General features: G+C 65.6%; 19 protein-coding genes. 7 read left to right on the top strand and 12 right to left on the bottom strand.

All coding sequences use genetic code 11. From position 1 onward, the window contains the following. Together OCQ_RS08960 and OCQ_RS08955 are read right to left on the bottom strand one after the other, a co-directional pair. A complete protein-coding gene (locus OCQ_RS08960; RefSeq protein WP_014384340.1) occupies positions 1–333 on the bottom strand; it encodes a cupin domain-containing protein in 333 nt (110 codons plus the stop codon). Positions 334–416: 83 nt separating this feature from the next. Next, a complete protein-coding gene (locus OCQ_RS08955; RefSeq protein ID WP_041785530.1) occupies positions 417–1,826 on the bottom strand; it encodes a WS/DGAT/MGAT family O-acyltransferase in 1,410 nt (469 codons plus the stop codon). 322 nt (positions 1,827–2,148) lie between these two features. Here OCQ_RS08955 and OCQ_RS08950 point away from each other — a divergent pair, with 322 nt between their 5' ends. Next, on the top strand, positions 2,149–3,204 hold the full coding sequence (locus OCQ_RS08950; protein WP_043954702.1) for an Acg family FMN-binding oxidoreductase: 1,056 nt from the start codon (positions 2,149–2,151) through the stop codon (positions 3,202–3,204). Here OCQ_RS08950 and OCQ_RS08945 read toward each other — a convergent pair. The 3 genes from OCQ_RS08945 to OCQ_RS08935 form a co-directional block, all read right to left on the bottom strand. Further along, complete coding sequence (locus OCQ_RS08945; RefSeq protein ID WP_014384337.1) at positions 3,201–4,397, bottom strand: cytochrome P450; 1,197 nt, start codon at positions 4,395–4,397, stop codon at positions 3,201–3,203. The genes OCQ_RS08950 and OCQ_RS08945 overlap by 4 nt on opposite strands. 386 nt (positions 4,398–4,783) lie before the next feature. Further along, entirely contained in the window at positions 4,784–5,395 is a 612-nt protein-coding gene (locus OCQ_RS08940; protein WP_014384336.1) for a nitroreductase family protein, read from the bottom strand. Positions 5,396–5,439: 44 nt separating this feature from the next. Continuing rightward, complete coding sequence (locus OCQ_RS08935; RefSeq protein WP_014384335.1) at positions 5,440–6,525, bottom strand: NAD(P)H-dependent amine dehydrogenase family protein; 1,086 nt, start codon at positions 6,523–6,525, stop codon at positions 5,440–5,442. A gap of 123 nt (positions 6,526–6,648) precedes the next feature. On the opposite strand from OCQ_RS08935, the gene OCQ_RS08930 reads away from it, so the two are divergent. Together OCQ_RS08930 and OCQ_RS08925 are read left to right on the top strand one after the other, a co-directional pair. Next, positions 6,649–7,557 (top strand): enoyl-CoA hydratase, encoded by a 909-nt coding sequence (locus OCQ_RS08930; protein WP_009956460.1) that lies wholly within the window; start codon positions 6,649–6,651, stop codon positions 7,555–7,557. A 43-nt stretch (positions 7,558–7,600) separates the two neighbouring features. Next, the gene (locus tag OCQ_RS08925; protein WP_009956461.1) at positions 7,601–8,017 is read left to right on the top strand and encodes a PaaI family thioesterase; all 417 of its coding nucleotides are present in this window, start codon (positions 7,601–7,603) and stop codon (positions 8,015–8,017) included. Here OCQ_RS08925 and OCQ_RS08920 read toward each other — a convergent pair. Continuing rightward, entirely contained in the window at positions 7,996–9,015 is a 1,020-nt protein-coding gene (locus OCQ_RS08920; protein WP_009956462.1) for an acyl-CoA dehydrogenase, read from the bottom strand. The genes OCQ_RS08925 and OCQ_RS08920 overlap by 22 nt on opposite strands. 104 nt (positions 9,016–9,119) lie before the next feature. Between OCQ_RS08920 and OCQ_RS08915 the strand changes: the two genes are divergently transcribed. Next, positions 9,120–10,280, top strand: a complete 1,161-nt coding sequence (locus OCQ_RS08915) for an acyl-CoA dehydrogenase family protein (RefSeq protein ID WP_014384334.1) — start codon at positions 9,120–9,122, stop codon at positions 10,278–10,280. Here OCQ_RS08915 and OCQ_RS08910 read toward each other — a convergent pair. Then, positions 10,269–11,063: a TetR/AcrR family transcriptional regulator gene (locus tag OCQ_RS08910; RefSeq protein ID WP_009976174.1), complete on the bottom strand. Its 795-nt coding sequence runs from the start codon at positions 11,061–11,063 to the stop codon at positions 10,269–10,271. The genes OCQ_RS08915 and OCQ_RS08910 overlap by 12 nt on opposite strands. 299 nt (positions 11,064–11,362) lie before the next feature. Here OCQ_RS08910 and OCQ_RS08905 point away from each other — a divergent pair, with 299 nt between their 5' ends. Then, a complete protein-coding gene (locus OCQ_RS08905; protein WP_008255450.1) occupies positions 11,363–12,550 on the top strand; it encodes an amidohydrolase family protein in 1,188 nt (395 codons plus the stop codon). Between the two features lie 16 nt (positions 12,551–12,566). Here OCQ_RS08905 and OCQ_RS08900 read toward each other — a convergent pair whose 3' ends face one another. The 4 genes from OCQ_RS08900 to OCQ_RS08885 are packed head-to-tail and all read right to left on the bottom strand — an operon-like array spanning position 12,567 to position 16,477. Beyond that, a complete protein-coding gene (locus OCQ_RS08900; RefSeq protein ID WP_009956468.1) occupies positions 12,567–13,394 on the bottom strand; it encodes an enoyl-CoA hydratase/isomerase family protein in 828 nt (275 codons plus the stop codon). A gap of 40 nt (positions 13,395–13,434) precedes the next feature. Then, a complete protein-coding gene (locus tag OCQ_RS08895; RefSeq protein ID WP_009976171.1) occupies positions 13,435–14,514 on the bottom strand; it encodes a hydroxyacid dehydrogenase in 1,080 nt (359 codons plus the stop codon). 16 nt (positions 14,515–14,530) lie between these two features. Beyond that, complete coding sequence (locus OCQ_RS08890; protein WP_014384332.1) at positions 14,531–15,646, bottom strand: TauD/TfdA family dioxygenase; 1,116 nt, start codon at positions 15,644–15,646, stop codon at positions 14,531–14,533. Positions 15,647–15,688: 42 nt separating this feature from the next. After that, entirely contained in the window at positions 15,689–16,477 is a 789-nt protein-coding gene (locus tag OCQ_RS08885; protein ID WP_179960064.1) for an HpcH/HpaI aldolase family protein, read from the bottom strand. An 89-nt stretch (positions 16,478–16,566) separates the two neighbouring features. Between OCQ_RS08885 and OCQ_RS08880 the strand changes: the two genes are divergently transcribed. After that, complete coding sequence (locus OCQ_RS08880) at positions 16,567–17,709, top strand: acetyl-CoA acetyltransferase (protein ID WP_009956472.1); 1,143 nt, start codon at positions 16,567–16,569, stop codon at positions 17,707–17,709. A gap of 2 nt (positions 17,710–17,711) precedes the next feature. Beyond that, positions 17,712–18,116, top strand: coding sequence for a Zn-ribbon domain-containing OB-fold protein (locus OCQ_RS08875; protein ID WP_023879882.1), 405 nt, complete (start codon positions 17,712–17,714; stop codon positions 18,114–18,116). 18 nt (positions 18,117–18,134) lie between these two features. Here the strand turns inward: OCQ_RS08875 and OCQ_RS08870 are convergent, their stop codons facing one another. Continuing rightward, positions 18,135–19,658: a class I adenylate-forming enzyme family protein gene (locus tag OCQ_RS08870; RefSeq protein WP_014941657.1), complete on the bottom strand. Its 1,524-nt coding sequence runs from the start codon at positions 19,656–19,658 to the stop codon at positions 18,135–18,137. Positions 19,659–19,722: the final 64 nt, after the last annotated feature.

Genomic DNA, 19,722 nt, shown 5'->3' with positions numbered 1-19,722 from the left:
CTAAACGTGTTTGGCGACGGTGAGCAGGACGACGGAGTCTTCGACGGCCTGTAGCCCGTGGCGGGTCGGTGGGATCACCAGGTGATCGCCCGGGGCCCCGTCCCAGCTGGTCTCCGGTGACGTCAGGCGGACGCGTCCGTGCAATACCTGCAACGTGGCTTCGCCGGGGCTGTCGTGGTCGGACAGCGCCGATCCGGCGGTCAGGGCGACCATGGTTTGCCGCAATGTGTGTTGATGACCGCCGTACACCGTATGCGCGCTGCGGCCGCTGGCCGCTCGGTGCGCGGCCGCCAGCTGCTCGCGCGCGAGAGCTGTGAGCGAGATCTTGTCCATCGGTCAGGCTCCTTTCTCGTCGCACAGCATGGCACACGGCGACGGCGCACCGGCGGCGACCAACCAGTCATCGTGGGGTCCTGTCAGCTGTTGGCGACGAGCGTCAGCCCTCGGCGACCATGTATTCGTTTGCGCTGCTTACTGATCGCCACCAGGTGGGCCACCGCCAGCTCGATTCCGCGGCCCAGTGCGTCGATGTCGGCCACCGCCTCGTAGTCGGCGAGGACGCCGAAGAACAGGTCCTCGGCATAGCTCAGCATGGCCACTCCGGTTCGCAATTGCATCGCAATCGGCGGGACCGGGAACACGCTGAGCACCCGTTGCCCCATGAGCTGCAACGGCTGACGGGGCCCCGGAACATTCGTTGCCAGGGTGGTGACGCCACGCTGCGGCAGCTGGGTCAATAACCGGACCGCCCACGCGGTCAGGGGAAATGGAATGCGATTGGCCAACGACACGAAGGCGTGGCCCGCCTGGCGCTGACCGTGAGACTTCGTGCGGTCCAAGCGGGAGTGGACTGTCCGCAGCCGCTCGATCGGGTGCTCCTCGTCGACCGGTAGGTACGGCAGCATCACCGACACCCGGTTATCGGTTTTGTCCAACGCGTCGACGGACCGCATGGACACCGGCACCAGCGCGCGAAGCGCATCCGGTAGCGGTGCCTCGCCTCGCTGAACGAGGATGTTGCGGTAGCTCTCCGTGATCGCGGCCAGCGCAACGTCATTGATGGTGACATCGAAGGTCTGGCATACCTGCGCTATGTCGGCGAGTGGCACGCGCGCGACGCCGTACCGGCGCAACGTGGTGATCGGCCCGTTCAGAGACGTCGTCGTAGGGCGCAGCAAGCCCACGGCGATTTCCGCGGCGCCCAACGCTGTGCGGGCAGCGGTCGCCGTGATGGCCGTCGACGCATTCCACAGGCCACCCAGCATGTTAAATGGATTGAGTCCCGGTCTGCTGCGTGAAACCCCTTGCGCTTCAGGTTCTTTAATGGCACGGATATGACTTGCGTAGCTCTCGCCGATGCCGTCATCGCACAGGCCGGCAAGCATGTGGGTGGCGGCAATTCCGTCGGCCATGCAGTGGTGGATCTTGGTGAGCATCGCCCACCGGTTGTCACTGAGGCCTTCGATGATCCAGATTTCCCACAGCGGGCGATCGCGGTCCAGGCGCCGGGAGATCACGTCGGCGGCAAGCTGGAAGAGCTCTCGGTCGCCGCCGGGCCGCGGGAGGGCGACGTGCCGGACGTGACGACCGAGATCAAAGTTTGGATCGTCCACCCATTCGGGCGCACCGAGGTCGAACGGGCGCGTGCGCAGGCGCTGCCCGAATCGGGGGCACGCGCGGATCCGCAGCGCGAGGGTCGTCATCAACTCGTCCCGGTCCGGGATCGGGCCCTCGATCACGGCCAGACCGCCGATTGCCAAACTCACGTGCCGGTCGGCGTCTTCCGCCTTGAGAAAACCGGCATCAAGAGTGGTCAATTGGTCCACGGCCGCCACCTCCCAACTTTATATGCAACTGTTCGTAACACCATTATCCGTTGCGCGGGACCGTCGACAGCAGGGCCAAAAGTCCCAAGTCCGGGCGCTCATGCACCCAGATGGGCGGCGGCACCGGCGTTATCCCCCACTCAAAGGCGTGTCGGCGCCGCCGATAACCCCCGGTGCCGTGAGTTTCAGCGAGTGTTGCCGTCCTGGTGGACATCCGACCCAAGCGCCTTTCGTGCTTGCAGGTGTGCCTATTTAGAGGATATTATTCACTTATATAGACTTTGCGCAAGCAGGGCTCGGTCATCGGAGATCGGAGGCAGTCGTGTTGGATACGGTGAAAACGAAGGCCTTTGCCGAGAACGCCCGGCCCTTTCCCGATGCGCAGGTCGTCGACGCCGTCCTCACGCTGGCAACCCGGGCACCCTCGATCGACAACACGCAGCCGTGGCGGTGGCGGGTGGATCGCACCAGCCTGCACCTCTACACCGATCCGGGCATGCGGTTACCGAGTACCGACCCGGACGGCCGCGACATGATCCTGAGTTGCGGTGCAGCACTTCATCATTGCGTTGTCGCTCTGGCGGCGATGGGCTGGTGCGCCGACGTGCGCCGCCTCCCCGATCCGGCCGACCCCAGCCAGCTCGCCGCCATCGAGGTGTCCCCATCCACACCCGATCGCAACGACCTCCTCCTGGCGGCGGCAATCCCGCAGCGGCGAACCGATCGGCGGAACTACAGCGCACGCCCGGTCGCGGCGCGCGATATCGCCGCGATGGCTGCCGTGGCCGCTCGAATGGGAGTGACGCTGCGCGTCGTCGACGCCCGGGAAAGGCTGCACGAGATCGTCAAGCGAGCCGCGCTGTCCCACGCGACCGACCGAGATTACCTTGTCGAACTCGCCAAGTGGAGCGGCCGATACGGGTCGCGGGCCGGCGTGCCTGCCCGCAACATCCCCGAACACGATTGCGGCGCACCGATCCCCGGCCGCATCTTCGCCGGACCGGGCCTGGCGCAGCCGCCGGGCACCTCACCCGCCGAGGACAATGCCATCATCCTGGTGCTCGGCAGCGAGGCCGATGACCGTCTGGCTCAACTCCGCGCCGGTGAGGCCACCAGCGCGCTGCTGTTGACGGCGACGGCGATGGGGCTGGCGTCTTGTCCGATCACCGAGCCCCTGGAAATCCCGGAAACGCGCGACGCCGTCCGCGACGACGTGTGGGGTGCGCAGGGCTATCCGCAGATGCTGCTTCGGGTGGGATGGGCCGCGGACAGCGCGGCCGCCTTGCCGCCCACGCCGCGGCGCGCGCTCTCCGACGTCGTGCAGTGGTCAGACGTCGTGCAGTGGTCAGACGTGCAAGCGACGTGCACTGCGCGTTAGGAACGGGAAACCAACGTAGGCATGGCCGCCCAGCCGCGGACCGCGGCGGTCTCCGACGGCACCGCGTTGGCCCAGTCGACCTCCCACGCCGGGAAGCGCTTGAGGATTTCCTCCAGCGCAATACGGCCCTCCAGCCGTGCCAGCGCGTTGCCCATGCAGAAGTGCGTGCCGGCGCCAAAGGTCATGTGCGAGCGCTGTTCCCGGTGAATGTCGAAGACGTCACCGTCCGGTGCGAACCGGCGGTGGTCGCGGTTGGCCGCGCCGACGAGCATCAGCATCGCCGAACCCTCCGGCACGGTCTGGCCGTAGTACTCGACATCGCGGGTGACGTAGCGGGCGATCTGGAGCGCTGGCGGTTCCCACCGCAGAATCTCCTCGATCGCCTGAGGAATCAGTCCCGGGTTCTCCACCAGATCACGGCGCTGATCCGGGTAGTCGGCCAGCGTCTTACCGGCCCAGCCGATCAGCCGGGTGGTGGTCTCGGAACCGGCCGTGGCGATAACCGTCAGGTACATCAACAGCTCGTCACGGCGCAGCTTGCGCACCGTGCCGGTCTCATCCTCGAACTCGGCGTTGAGAAGGTCGGTCATGATGTCGTCGGACGGGTGTTCGGCGCGCCAGTCGACGAACTCCGCGAACACCTCGCCGGTGGCCAGCGCGTCGACGGTCTTCCCCTGCAGGGTCTCCTCGCCGTGGTCGGTGATCTGCCGCTGCCGGTCTTCCGGGAGCCCCAGCAGCATGCCGATGACGCGCATGGGCATCTGCTCGCCGAGGTCGTTGACGAAGTCGAACCGACCCGACCCGACCAGCGGATCCAGGCACCGTGCGGTGAACTCGCGGATCTGCGGCTCGAGTGCGAGCACCTTGCGCGGAGTGAACACCCGCGACAGCAGGTTGCGGTGAATGTTGTGGATCGGCGGATCCTCGAAAATCAGTGTGCCCGGCGGTATTTCCATGCCCGACTTGATGATCTCGAGCAGGGCTCCGCGCCCGGAGATGAACGTCTCGTGGTTGATGACCGCCTTGTTGACGTCGTCGTAGCGGCTCAGCGCGTAGAAGTCGTGCTGTTCGTTGTAGTACAGGGGCGCCTCTTCCCGAATCCGGGCGAACACCGGATAGGGGTTCATGTTGAGGTCGATGTTGTAGGGGTCGTAGTACAGGTCGGATTCGGTGGGGGCGGTGGGCACGGTCATCAGAACTCCGTCGGGGCTGCAGGGCTGTTCAGCTGAATGGGACCGACGCCGTCGGCGCCGGGCTGCACGATTTCGATGTCGAATGTCGCGGTGTAAGCGAAGTGCTCATGACTTCGCCGACGTCGTTGTGGCTCCCTGCGGCGATCTCGGCAGGCATGACTTGCTCAGCGGTCATCAGTTTCCCGTCGGCCCGTTGCGACAACGCAGTTACACTAGCACAGGCAAATGTAACGCCAGCCGTGCTCACTCACCCCCCGCTGGGCAGTAGGTGGGGCGGCTCATCTCGCGTCCCGTCGACCGGGTGAGGCGCGTCAGACCACGCGGCCGCCCGCACATTGGCGACAGGAATGCTGTTGAAGCAGCGCGATTTTCTACCGCTGGGTGCCTCACGCCATCCTCTTGCTCCAGGATTGATCCCAACGATCGATCGACGCCACCTCATCAAGCGGTTTGCGCCGCACCGCGTGGTGCCCGCCCTTGGGCCAGCCCACCGTGAGCAGAGTCGCGATGAGCCAGTCGTCAGGGATTGCGACCATGGACCGCAGCTGATCCTCGCAGGGCCCGTGCCACAGGGTGATCGCCGCGCCCAGGCCTTGCGCCCGCGCCGCCAGCAGGAAGTTCTGGACGGCGGGAAAGATCGACCCTCCCTGCTGTAGTTCGGTGGTTCCCCGCTGCGGCTGGACACAGAACAGCACCAGCACGGGCGCCGCGCCTCCGACGCTCATGTGCTCAGCCATCGCGCGCAGCACGCGCGACTTGGGGTCGTCAGCCTCGTCCTCGGGCATTGAAAGCCGATAGAACTCGGTCATGACGTCCCATGTCTTGTGAGCCGCCGCCGTGACCACGTCGCGCAGAGGGCTCGATCTCAGCACCACAAACTTCCACGGCTGCTGGTTGCCGCCGGACGGAGCCCAACTCGCCGCACGCAGACAAGCGTCGATGGCCTCGTCGGAGACGGGTTCGTCGCGATAGCGCCGTACCGCCGACGCGGTCCGCATGACCTCCCATAGATCCACCGATGCGGGCGGGACCGGTTGTTCGCTCACAGCTTCGCCTTTGCGGGCAGCACGCCCCGCCAGGTTCCACCGCGCACGGGACCGGTGACCAACGGCAGATCGAGGGTGGACAGCAAACCAACTGGTGCGGCCATCACCGCGGGGATGGCATTGAGTTCGCGCATAACCGTCGCGTAGGTCAGGCCGCGCATGTTGTCCCCGCGGCCGTGCATCTCGATGTCGACGGTGTAGGTGGGCAGGCCGTCCACGATGACCCGGTAGCCACCGAGCGGTGATGGATGCCGCGGCCAATCCGGCGCGGCACCGTCGCCCATTCGGGTGATGTGTTCCAGCACAACGCGTTCCTCTCCACCGGCCATTCCGGCGAGCTTGAATCGCATTCCTCCCATGGTTCCCGGTTCGATCCACCCCGACGCCACTTCGTAACGCTCTGTCGCCAACCATTTCTCGATCGTCGTCTCGACGCGATCGAGTGGCAGGCCAACACCATCCGCGACCAGATGCACGGTGGGTCCCCACAACGCGGCGAGGCGGTCGGGGTCGAAGAGCGGCGCCGGATGATCGGGGGTATGCCCGAACCCCATGAAGTCGAACATGATGTCGGGTTGACGGATCGGGCCGTAATCGAGCATCTCGAGCATGGTGATGCCGTCGACACGGCTGCTGAAGCCCGTCATCGTCAGCGCGATCACATCGTTGGCCCAGCCCGGATCGACACCGCTGTTGAAAAAGCTGGTCCCGCCCTCCGCGCAGGCCGCCTCGAGCAGTTCGACGGTTTCCTGGTCGGCAGCGGGCGGATAACACATGGGCACCAACGAGGTACACACCACGTGCTTGCCAGCGCGCAGGCAGCGGGCGATGTCCACCGCCGCGTCGTGGTAGCGATAGTCACCCGACGCGAAGTAGGCCACCACGTCGGCGTCCACCGATAGTGCGGCACCGATGTCCCGCGTGGCGATGACGCCGGTCGCGGGCATCCCGCACAGGTCGCCGGCGTCCTTGCCGTCCTTGGCTTCCGCGTGCACCACGACGCCGGCCAGCTCCAGGCCGGGATGGGCGATGACGGCACGCAACGCGCCGATGCCGACCTGACCAGGACCCCACAGGATCACTCGTGGCTTACCTCGACCGTCCGCCATCGGCACCCCTTCCGGTCGTCGCCCGCCGACCTGTGAGAACATATCTTCTCATATAGAGATAACACCATTACCGGATGCGGGACGAAGGGGCGAACGGTGAGCGATTACGAATTCTTGAAGTGGGAGACCTTCGACGACGGCATGATCGTTCGGATCTCGCTGAACCGCCCCGACCAGCGCAACGCCCAAAACCGCGGCATGCTGGTCGAACTCGACGAGGCGTTTGCCCGCGCCGAATCCGATGACAACGTCCGCGTCGTCGTCTTGGCCGGCGAGGGCCCGATGTTTTCGTCGGGCCACGATATCGGCTCCAAGCAGGCGCGTGCCGAGTTCGGCCCCGGGCCCGGCCAGCACCCCACCGTGACCATCAACGGCGGTACGCGCGATGGAGCAGAGCGGACCATGCTGCAGGAATGGCACTATTTCTTTCAAAACAACCTGCGCTGGCGCAACCTACGAAAGATCACCATCGCCCAGGTGCACGGCGACGTGTTCTCGGCGGGACTCATGCTGATCTGGGCCTGTGACCTCATCGTGGGCAGCGAAGAGGTGCGCTTCGCCGATGTGGTAGGCACGCGGCTGGGCATGTGCGGCATGGAATACTTCGGCCATCCCTGGGAATTCGGACCGCGGCGCACGAAGGAGCTCATGCTCACCGGTGACGCGATCGGGATCGAAGAGGCCTACCGGCTCGGCATGGTGAGCAAGATCTTCCGGCGCGACGAACTGGCCGAACGCACTCTCGAGTTGGCGCGACGCATCGCGGAGGTGCCCACGATGGCGGCCCTGCTCATCAAAGAGTCGGTAAACCAATCAGTCGACAACATGGGTTTTTACAACGCGCTGCAGTCGTGTTTCGCGTTGCACCAATTGAATCACTCGCACTGGGCCCAGATCCGGGAGGACAAGCTCCCCACCGCCGGCGAGGCGCAAGGGGTGCCGAACTGGCGGAGCGCTCCCCCGGTTGTCTTGGCCGTGAAAGATCAGGTCCGGTCCAGCGTCTAACGTTGTGCCGGTGACCAATAACTCGCCCGCGGCGCCACGCCCTATGGACGTCACCGTTCCGGGACATCTTTTCGCCCAGCTGCCGTTCTACGACGTCGTCGACACCGATGACTCGGTCGTCGTTGACCTGCACAACCGAGGAGACCTGAGGAACATTCGCGGCGCGCTGCAGGGTGGGCTGGTAGCCACTCTCATCGATGTCGCCGCAGGGCGCCTTGCGGTCAAATATGCCGGCGACGGCGACGGCGCGGGAACCGCGGACATGTCCATCCATTTCCTGGCACCGATCGTCGATGGCCCCGCGCGTGCGGTCGCCACGTTGGTGCGCGCGGGAAAACGGATGATCGTTGTTGCCGTCGACGTCTTCGACGTTGGCCGCGACCGACTCGCGGCGCGTGCGACGCTGAGCTTCGCGATCCTTGCGCGTCGCGATTCTGTTCACTCCGCGGCGGCGCCATAGCGCGCATCGGCCACCCGGTCCAATGCGACCGCGGGTTCGCCGAAAACCATTGCCCATCCCCGAACCCGGCGATAGTAAAGCTGGATGTCGCCCTCCATGCCGAACCCGTATCCGCCCTGAATGTGCAGGCTGCGCCGAGTGGCGTCGCGCGCCGTCTCATAGGCGAATGCGAACGCCATCGCAGCCAGTTCGCGAACGCAATCCGGCTCGTCGGCGAATGCGCACGCGGCCTTGAGCCCGAGCAGCCGCGCCCCATCGGCGGCGGTGGCGCTGTCGGCCAGCGGGTGAGACACCGCCTGGAACGAGCCGATCGCGGTTCCGAACGCATGACGTTGCTGGGCGTAGTCGACGCCGATCTCCACGGCCCTCTTGGCCGCGCCCGCCAAAGCCGCGGCGGTCAGCGCGAGCCACAGGTCAAGGGCGCCATCGAATAGGCCGCGCGCCTGCGGCCCGTCCGCAAGGACGACGGGACCATCGTCAATCATGATGTCCGCCAGCGGCATTGACCCAAGGTTTTCCACTATGGTGCGGTTCTCGCCGATCGGCACCACCAGCAGCCGCCCCTGGGTCAGGGCGATGACGTGGTCTGCCACCGCCCCGCCGGGCACCAACCCCAACCGACCACCGCGACCGGTGCGGGGCGCGAACGTGACCAGCTGCTCACCGGCGAGGACCTCATTCAAAAGCCCGGTACCGGCCTCGCCGGACGCCGCCAGCAGCCGCGCGGCAACCTGCGCTTCGATGACGGGAGCGGACGCGACCGCGCGTCCGAACTGTTCGGCAATCAACGCGAGTTCCAGTTCGGGCGCGCCCCATCCGCCGGCCGCCTCGTCGACCGCCATCTCCACCGCCCCCGTCTCCAGCAGGGCCTTCCACAGCTTGAGGTCGAAGCCCAACGGCTCGGCCGCCCGGACTCGTTCGGATGTCGACTCGCGCGCAAACAGCGCGGCGAACGAATCCACCAACTGTCTCTGTTCGCCCGTCAGGCTCAGGTCCACGTTATCGCCCCGTCACGTGCGGATATGGTTACTCTCAAAATTGAGATTAACATTGCCATGCGTACCGTCCTGGGCCGCGTGCCACGACAGATTGGCGTGCATACATGCACTTTCAGCTCGATACGGAGACCGAGACCTACCGCGACGGACTCCGTGCCCACTTGCACGACGTGTTGACCCCCGAATTCGAGGAACGCATCTACCGCAGCGGGGTCGCACACGACGACGAGTTCGCCAAAAGTCTCGTCGACAAGGGCTATTTCGCTCCGGCCTGGCCCGTCGAGTTCGGCGGACAGAGCCGCAACGCATGGGACGATCAGGTCGTCAAAGAGGAACTGATGCGGTATGACGCGCCGGTGTACCTCTCCGAGACAACCAGGATGGTTGCGGCGATCATCCGTGAGATCGGCACCCCCTTCTTGAAGGACCGCATCCTCACCGGAGCCATCAACGGCGACATCACCATTGCGCTCGGCTTCACCGAACCCGAATGCGGGTCGGACGTCGCGGCGGCCGCCACCCGCGCCGTGCGCGACGGCGACGGGTGGGTGATCAACGGCTCCAAGATGTTCACCACCAACGGTCACCTCGCCGACTTCGTGTTCCTGCTTGCGCGCACGAACCCGGACAAGCCGAAACACAAAGGCCTGACGATGTTCCTGGTGCCGGGCGACTCTGATGGCTTTGCGGCACAAGCCGTATGGACGCTTTCCGGGGAACGCACCAACATCACCTTCTACAGCGACGTCCGGATCGGCGACGAGTGGCGCATCGGCGAAGTCGATGGCGGCTGGCAGGTGCTCAGCCTGTCGCTGCAAGACGAGCACGCGTCCGGATGGGGGCCCCACCTGATCCGGCTGCTGCACCATGCCGAGCATTGGGCAACCACCAGCGCGTCCGGCGACGGCTCACTGCCGATCGCCAATACCGACGTCCGGCGCCGGCTCGCCCGCGTCGCGATGCAGGCCGAGGTGTCGATGCTGCTGCAGCGCCGGTGCGTGTGGATGGTCGAGCAGGGCGACATACCGGTGGCCGAGGGGTCAATGTCCAAGGTGTTCAGCACCGAGGCGCTCGAGCGTGCCAGCCAGGACGTGTTCGAACTCGTCGGCCCGGACGGTCTACGCAGCTACCTCGAGCCGACCGCTCCCGAACGCGGGCGGTTTGACCACTCGCTGCGATTCTCGTTGGGCACGACGATCTATGCGGGCACCAGCGAGATCCAGCGCAGCATCATCGCCCAGCGCGGGCTCGGCCTACCCCGTTAGTTTCTTCGGCCGTCCGGCCCGTCCGCCGGCTGCGGCACGCGGCGCCTTGCGCGCCGGCTTGGCTTTGACGTCCGACGCGGGCGGCGTGACGGCCTGTTTGCACCACGCCCACAACTGGTCCTCCGTCAGCTTGGAACCCTTGCCGCCCAGATGAAAAACGCCGATTTGAGCGAGCGCCGTCAGCGTGGTGTTCAGCAACGTGGTCAGCTGCGCGGGGGTCAGATCCGTGCGTACCAATCCGGCCCGAGCACACGACGTGAGGATCTTCGTCAGCAGCTTCAGGTGCGGCTCCCAGACCTTTGCGAAGTCGTCCGGCCGCTCGATCTCCAGGCTCAGGTTGTAGATCGTCATGACCCGGCCCCCGACGGCTTCCGACGACTCCGCGCGGGACAGAACGCCCCGGCAGAAAGCCTCGAGTTGCTCCATCGGACCGTCGGCGGCCGCGACATCGTGGCGAATGTCCTCGGTGAACTGACTCGTGACGTTCTCATAGAGCGCCAACATCAGTTCTTCTTTACCCGCGAAGTGTTGGTAGAACGCTCGCAGGCTGAGATTCGACCTGTCGATGAGGGTCTGGATCGTGAAATCGGCCTTGCCCGACTCCTCTACCAATTCCAGCGCGGTGGCCAGGAACCGCGAACTGCGCGCGAGTGCACGCGCTCTGGCAGAACTCAGACGCCGCTCGATCGTGCGTTGCTGCCACGAGCCGTGCAGCTCGACGTTGTTGTCGACCAATTCCAAGCCGGTTTCGGTTTCGGGACCGGCGGGCTTCTTCGTAGGCATAATGCGGAAAGACTACCCGCCCGACGCGGAAAATGTGCGATCTACCTACACGTGCATGTTGATTCTCACTGCAGGTAAGTGATTACTGCCGGCATCGGCCCCGAAGGTTCGACGGCGGCCCGCACTGGGGCGGTTCTCCCAGAGCCGGTACGCCTCCGAGGAGCCTTGGTCCGACGGCAGTCCAGAGGTGCCCCGGCGCGCCGGGCCGCCTGATGCGGTACCGTGGAAACGGTCATTCTCATTTCTGAATCCGTGTGCCACTCACTGAAGCCATGGGCCGTTTTCGAAGGAGTGCAGCGTTGAGCGCAGACATCCTCATCGTCTCGCCGGACGACCATCTGGTGGAGCCGGCCGATTTGTGGACCAGCCGGCTGCCCGAGCGCTATCGCGACATCGGCCCGCGGATCGTTCGCACGCGCGGGCGCATGGATCCATCCGTCACGTCCGATGTGGCTTTCGTCGAGGACGACGAGGGCCGCGACGCGGACATCTGGCACTACGAGGACGCCGTTATCCCGATCCCGCTCATCAGCGCGGCCGCCGGCTATGAAATCGACGAACTCACCACCGACCCGATCACCTATGACGAGATGCGCCCCGGCTGCTACCGTCCCGCGGATCGGCTCGCGGACATGGACATTGCCGGCATCGAAGCCTCGGCCTGCTTTCCCAACACCCTCGTACGCTTTTGCGGCCAACGCTTCCTGTACGGCAAGGACAAGGAGCTCGCCAGGCTCTGTGTCGAGGCCTACAACGACTTCCAGATCGACGAGTGGGGTGGCAGCTCGAACGGTCGGCTGATCCCGCTCGGCATCATCCCGCTCTGGGACGTCGAGCTTGCCGCGAAAGAGGTCGAAAGGGTGGCCGCCCGGGGGATGCGCGCGGTGTGCTTCTCCGAGCTGCCCTCTCGCCTCGACCTGCCGTCCATTCACAGCGGCTATTGGGACCCGTTCTTCGCCGCGTGCGAGCGAAACCAGGTGGGGATCATGCTCCACATCGGATCGAGTTCTTCGCTGACCAAGTCCTCTCCGGACTCCCCGCATGTCGTGACGAGCGCACTGATGGCCGTCAACTGCACCATCGCCATGGTCGACTGGCTGTTCTCCGGCAAGCTCATGCAGTTCCCCGGCCTCAAGCTCGCGTTCGCCGAGGCGCAAGCGGGCTGGATCCCCTACTACCTGCAGCGTGTCGACGAGGTCTGGGAGGACCGGCGCGCGTGGGGCGGCATACACCCCCTCTTGACCGAACCGCCGAGCAGCCAGGTGCCCGGACGAGTGTGGTTCTCCACCTTCGGCGATCCGGTCGCGTTCCGCATCCTGGATCTGGTCGGGCCGGACCAACTCATGTTCGAGACCGATTACCCGCACAACGACACGAACTGGCCGCGGAGTCTCGAGGTCGCAAACAAGGCGACGGAGGGCCTGGACGAGGACACCAAGCGAAAGGTGCTATCCACCAACGCAAAGAACTTCTTCGGGATGGTGTAACGCAGCCGGTCGAGCCCTACAGCGCCTTCCACTGCGGCTGGCGCTTCTCGAGGAAGGCGCGCGGCCCCTCGATGGCATCCTTCGTCAGCGCCACCTTCATCCGGTAATTCTCGGCGAGCAGTTCCGCCTCGTATATGGGCATCGTCAGACCTTTGCGCACGGCCATACGTGAACCACGCACCGCCAGCGGTGCATTCGAATTCACGATGTCGGCGATCTCCCAGGCGCGCGCCATGAGCTCATCGTGCGGGACCACTTCGGTGAAGACGCCCAAGTCATAAGCGCGCTGCGCGTTGAGCTTTTCGTGTTTGCCCATCAGGATCAGCCGCATCGCCACGGGCAGCGGGAGCACACGGGCGAGCCTGACCCCTTCGCGCCCGGATGTCACGCCGATGCTGACATGCGGGTCCATCAACGTCGCGCGCTCGGACGCGATGGTGATGTCCGCCGTGGTCACCAGGTCCATTCCCGCCCCACAGGCGATGCCGTTCACCGCGCAGATGATCGGCTTGGTCATCTGCAGCCACGGCGGTGTCGCCTCCTGCGGGGCGTCCCACTGCCGCATCGAGCTGAGGATGGGTTCGCCCTGGTTGTCGATGCCTGCCGCGTTCTCCATGTCGTGGTCGGCGGCCTTGTTGACGTCGGCTCCGACGCACAACGCACGGCCGGCACCCGTGATGATCACGGTCCAGATATCTTGCGAGCGTTCGATTTCCGCATAAGCCACGGCCAGTTCGGCGATCATCTCGTCGTTGATCGCGTTGAGCACCTCAGGACGGTTGAGGGTCACGCAGGCGGCATGGCCCCTGACCTCGACCTCGATCGTGTCGTAGTGTGTCGCCAAGTCACGGTCCTTCTCTCACACTCGTTGGGGGGTAGTCGTTTCACTCCGCCGCCGCGGGGACGCGCGCGGTCGGGTGAACACCAAGGATGTCGTGGAATCGTTCGCAATAGCGAGGCCAGACTTGCGGGTTTAACAAGCGAGGCGGCATGCGGCCTTCGAAGATCGTCTGCCACTGAGTCGCGGTGGCGACGGCGATGTCCCGCGCGGCCTCCACCGTGATGCCCGCTGTGTGCGGCGTCGCAACGACGTTGTCGAGTTGCAGCAGCGGGTTGTCCTGCCGGGGCGGCTCCTCGTGGAACACATCGAGGCCCGCGCCGGCGATTCCGCCGCTGACGAGCGCGTCGAGCAGCGCCGCCTCGTCATGGACAGGCCCGCGCGCCGTGGTGATGAAGAAGGCGGTCGGCTTCATCGCGGCGAATTGCGTTCTGCCGATGAGTCCGCGCGTCTCGCTCGTCAGAGGGCACGTAACCTGCACGAAGTCCGAACGTTCGACGAGCTCGGCGAGCGTCACTTGCTGCACACCGCGAGACCGCGCGGTCGTCTCGTCGAGGTATGGATCGAAGACCAGCACCTCCATGCCGAACGGCGCACACAACTCGACGAGGCGGCCCCCGATGGCACCGAGCCCGACGACACCGAGCGTCTTGCCGAACAGCTGAGTTCCCCGCAGGGCCAGCCGATCGCGAAGCGGACCGCTCCGTAGCGCGCGGTCGGAGACGGTGATCTTCTTGGCGAGGTCGAGCATGAATCCCAGGGCGTGCTCGGCCACCGCCTCCGCTCCCGGCCCAGAGTTGTTACACACCGCTATCCCCGCGCGGGTGCAGGCATCGACATCGATGACGTCATATCCGGCTCCTGCCGAGCAGACGGCCAGCAGGCACGGGCAGCGCGCGATCAATGCCTCACCGGCCAGCCACTGTGCGCCGTCGGCCACGGAGGCAACATCGGTTCGCGTGGCGACTTGGTAGCCGTGCGCGGACTCCAATGCCGCCCAGCCTGATTCGGCGGGTGCGGTCAGATCGAGTTTGACGATGTCGATGCCGGACAGTTCCAGGACGTCCGCCGCGGCGGGGTCAGTCCACCGCTCGACGACCAACCGCGGTCGTAGCGCGCCGGTCATCTTTGTCGTGCGCCTTTCATGGCCGTGCCTTGGGTTTGGCCTGTGCCGCCTTGAACATGTCGGCCAGCGCCGTGTCGACGTTGCGGTAGTCGTTGCGCGCGATCGCGCCGTCGCGCCCGGGCACCACGTCGTACCCGAGCCGCAGATCCTTGTTTTCCATGTGGAAGTACTCGCGACCGATCGGCAGCCGACGATCTTCGCGCGGGACCTCCATCCAGGCGCGCAGGAAGCAGCGGGCCTTCTTGGGGTCGTCGCTGCTGACAAAGTCCGACCGGGAGTGGCACATCGCGAAGTTGTTCGCCACGGCCGCTTCCCCGGACTCCAAACGGAATTCGACCTGTTGGTCGACGAGTATGTTGCGCAGCAGTTCGATGGCCTCCTCTTGCTTCGGGGTGAATTCACGCCCGAGCGCCTTCATGGCCGGCAGGATGCTGCTGTAGGTGAAGTTGATGCAGATTCGCCCGTTGATCTGGGAGAAGACCGGGACGTTGTAGGGCGTGACATCGGGCTGGTCATCGGGTTGTTCGCTGCGTCGGTGGTGCGGAAAGCCCTCGTAGAGCACGTCGAGCAGGTCGGGGCGTTCGGCCAGGATCCGATTGTGCGCGGCCGGGCCGCTGGCGAACTGGCTTTCGCCGCCTTGGGCCGCCGGGTAGACGCACAGCAGCGACAGGATGTCGGCGGCGTCGTTGTGCATCGCGAGTTCGGCACGAGACTTCGTGCCGCGAGCGGGCTGCACGCCGCCCGGCAGGATCTCTTCCTGAACGCGCACCATGCGGTGACCAAAGGAGTTGTTCGACACCAGATAGCCGAGGTGCGTGCAGAACGCCCAGTAGATGCGCTCGAGGTCCTCAATCGAATGCTGCTCGACCGGGAAGCCGCGCACGCAGGCCAGACCCTTGCCGAACATCAGATCGTGGTAGAGTCGCGCCAGATCGTCGTCGAGGTCGGGGTGCCGAGCATCCTGTGGCGTGATGTCATCGCGGTCCTTGTTCGCCGTCTTGGCCAGGATCGATTCCAGCGCAGCCACATTGCGGGCGGACAGGTCGAAGGCGAAGTCTTCCTTGCTCGTGAAGTCCGCGCCGGTCCACGCCATTGGGTCGGTGACGCGTTCGGTGTAGATGGCTGTCGGCATCCGGTCCTCCTGGTGTGTGGGCGTCGCTTTCGGTTGTCGATGTCAGTCGTCGCGGTGGCTCTGCAGTCCGCGAAGCGCTTGCGCACGGGCTGAGGCCGCCTCGGTCATCATCCCGACATCGGTCCCCGCCGAGATGAATCGCAATCCCAATCCCACGAATCGATTCAGCAGGTCAACCGACTTTATTCCGGCGATACCGAGCGCCACGCCGTGACTACGACAAGCCGCCGCGACCGATTCTACTGCACTGTGGAAATGCTCATTCTCATACTGTCCATGGATGCCCATTTCGGCGGTCAGATCGCTCGGTCCGATGAGAATCATGTCGACACCGTCGACGGCCGCGATGGAGTCGGCTGCCTCGACGGCTTCCGGGGTCTCGATCATCACGGCCACGACCGTGCGCCGTTCGAGCAGCTCCACCAATTGGGGCGCTGTTCGCGGTGCGTATCCGCTGACCGCGTTGGGACCCGAAATGGACCGGTTGCCGATCGGTGGAAATCGTGCGGCCTGCACGACTCCTTCGACCTCTTGTTTCGAATTTATATGTGGCACAATAACTCCCACCGCGCCGGCGTCCAGGACGCGGGCGATGACACTGGGATCGTTAGACGGCACCCGCACCAGGCCGGAGATCCCCGCGCCGAGCGCGCTCGCGCACAGCATCTGCGCGGTATCCAGGGACGTCGATGTGTGTTCGAGATCGACGTATACCGCGTCGTATCCACACGCCGCAGCGATCGCCGGAACGTCGGGCGTGCGCGCGTGGAGCAGCGCGAGGCACAACACCAGCGTCTCTGCCCGCAAGGCGTCCCGCAGCGCCGTCGTCATAGGCTCACGGTAGCCGACCGAGAATAACGTTTCCACAATATTGTCAACGGTCGTTATCGGACGCCACGTCGATGTGATAACCATGAGCTATGTCATCGAACCGCGTCGCCATCGTCGGCGCAGCCTTGTCCGACTGCGGCCGGGTGCCCGACAAGACCGCCATGGCGCTGATGGCCCAGTCCTCGCGGCGGGCGGTCGCCGATGCGGGGCTCACGAAGGAGGACATCGACGGTTTCGGCGGGCACGGAACATTGCTTCCCCCCGTGGAAGTCAGCGAGTACCTCGGCCTGCGGCCTACCTGGGTCGATGCGACCAATGTCGGCGGATCCTCCTGGGAAGTGATGGCCGGCCATGCCGCCGCCGCGATCGCGGCCGGCGAAATCGAGGTCGCTCTGTTGACCTACGGATCGACCGCACGCTCCGACGTCAAGCGACAGCTGCGCGCGTCGGCTGCCGCGATGGCAACCGGCGGTGCCCTGCAGTACGAGGCCCCCTACGGCGCGACCCTCATCGCCAAGTACGCCATGGCAGCCCGGCGCCACATGATCCAATTCGGCACCACCGTCGACCAACTGGCCGAAGTCGCCGTCGCGGCCCACGAGTGGGCAGCCATGAACGACAACGCATTCGAGCGAGACCGCATCACCGTTGCCGACGTCGCAGCCGCGCCGCTACTGGCGGACCCGTTCACCTCCAAGCATGTGTGCCTGCGCACCGACGGTGGCGGTGCCGTCGTGCTCGCCAGCGAGCGCGTCGCCAGAGATTGCGCGAAGGATCCGGTGTGGATTCTTGGCACGGCCGACGCGGCGTCGCACGTCAGCATGGGCCAGTGGCCCGATTTCACGACGTCGCCGGCGGCGCGCTCGGGGCCACTCGCGTTCGCGCGGGCGGGGGTCAGCCCGGCCGACATCGATGTGTGTCAGCTCTACGACTCCTTCACGTCCACCGTCCTGCTGACCGTGGAGGACCTCGGCTTCTGCGCCAAGGGAGAAGGCGGCCCCTTCATAGAGTCCGGAGCGCTTCGCCCGGGCGGCTCGCTGCCGACCAACACCGATGGCGGGGGCCTGGCGTCGTGTCACCCGGGTATGCGAGGAATGTTCCTCATGGTGGAGGCGGTGCGGCAGTTGCGCGGTGAATGCGGAGCGCGTCAGGTCGCCGACGCCAGGTTGGCATGCGTCCACGCGATGGGGGGCTTTTTCACCCACAGCGCCACAATGATTCTCGGAAGGTAGCGATGACGGCTCCTGATCGCCCCACGATCGACGCCGATGGTCAGGCGTGGTGGTCAGCCACGCAGGACCGGCGGCTGTTGGTGAATGCCTGCCGGTCCTGCGGTCGCAAATCGTTGTACGCCAGGCCGTTCTGTCCGCATTGTTGGGCTGAGGACGTCGAGTTGGCGCCGGCAACCGGTCGCGCGCGGCTCTACACGTGGAGCGTCATCCACCAAAACGCCGCACCTTTCGACGTGCGCATGCCGTACGTGCTGGCGATGGTCGACCTCGAGGAGGGACCGCGGCTGATGACGGTCGTGGAGAATTGCCGCGTCGAAGATTTGCGCGCCGACATGCAATTGGTGATCGCCTTCCGCGACGACGAAGACGGATTCGTCGTCCCGGTCTTCCGTCCCGCTGCCGACTAGGTTCGGCGGCGGGATCTCTCATCCGGTAGTGGCGAGACGGTCGGCGAGCAGCCGCTGCCGCCCGACCGACCGCGCTTCGAGTTTGGAGCGGTCGACTTTGCCGTTGGCGTTGACGGGCAGCGGCTCGTCCCAGAAGACAAGTTCTTCGGGCAGTTTGTATTTCGGCAATCCCTCCGCGCCCAGGGTCCGGGCGATCTCGGCGAGCGAGATCTCGACGCCGGGTTCGAGCACGACCGCCATAGCCAATCGCTCACCGGTGGTGGGATCGGAAACGGAATAAGCGGCGCATTCGCGTATCCCACCGATCCTCGAGACCGCTTCCTCCACTTCGGCGGCCGGGATCTTCAGCCCGTTACGAATCACGATGTCCTTGATCCGGCCGACGATCCGAACCCGGCCGCCGACCACCTCCGCCACATCACCGGTTCGGAACCACTCCCCCTCGAACGCGTATTCGTCGTCCTCGGCGTCGGTGTAACCGAGAAACGTGTGCGGACCCTTGATGCAGCACTCGGTGGGTTCGGACTCGGATCCGACGCGCACGTCGACGTCGCCGAGCGCCACACCGTCGTCGGCATGGCGGATGTCTCGGGGTTCGGTCCGCAGACCGGACGTGCTGACCGGGGTCTCCGAGGATCCATAGGCGCGCATCACAACGATGCCGAACTCGTCTTCGATGCGTTCGACGATCCGCCGGTCCAGCATCGTGCCGCCCAGATACACCGCGCGTAACGGGACGACGGCGCCGCGCGCCACGGCCTGGTCGAGCATCCGGTCGAGCAACCGGTCCGGGCCCCCGTACCACGTCGCACCCGAGCTGACCAGGAGGTCGCAGGTCGCCGCCGGGTCCCAGCGATCTTCCAGAATCACTGGAGCCGCCAGCATCGGACCGATGAACAGCGCCTGCAACACCCCGGTGACCGACGCGAGCGGGCTGATCAAGAAGATGCGGTCGTCGGAACCCAGGCCCGCCGCCGCAATGTAATTCGCCGAAGCCTTGGCCAGCGTGCTCAGCGAATGAATCACGCCCTTGGGCCGAGCGGTTGTGCCCGAGGTGTAAAGCACAAAGCACGGCTCATCGGCTGACCGCACCGGCCGCGGCGGCCGGGTGGTACCCGTTCGGCCATCGTCACCGAGTTCGATCCAATCGCAGAGACCGGACAGCTCCGCGTCGGCGATCGTCGCCCAGTTCGGCGCTACGCCGAATCGTGCACCGGTGCGGGTGAGGATGTCGGCGATCTGCGTCGCCCCGGCACTGCGCGGCACGAGCAGAACCACCGCGTCCACCCGCAGCGCCGCGTGGACCGACACCACCGAGTCCACGTCGTTACCGACTACCGCGACGATTGCGCCACCCGGAGCAAGGCCGGCGTCGACCATCGCTCGGGCGGCCGAGTCGATGCGCTTGTCCAGTTCGCCGTAGGTCAGTTCGGCGCCGCGATCCGCGACGGCAACCCGGGCAGGGTGCCGCGCCGCGGTGGGTCCCACCAGGTCGATCGGCTCCGCCGTCCAGAAACCGGCCGCTCGGTAGCGGGGCCGCAATTCTTCGGCTCTGCGGCGCGCATGTCGTAGCAACTCAGCCGGGCCAGTCATGAGCCTCCTCCGA

The sequence above is a fragment of the Mycobacterium paraintracellulare genome (assembly GCF_000276825.1).
GTDB classification, from domain to species: Bacteria; Actinomycetota; Actinomycetes; order Mycobacteriales; family Mycobacteriaceae; genus Mycobacterium; species Mycobacterium intracellulare.
This window is presented reverse-complemented; position numbering and strand designations above follow the sequence as displayed.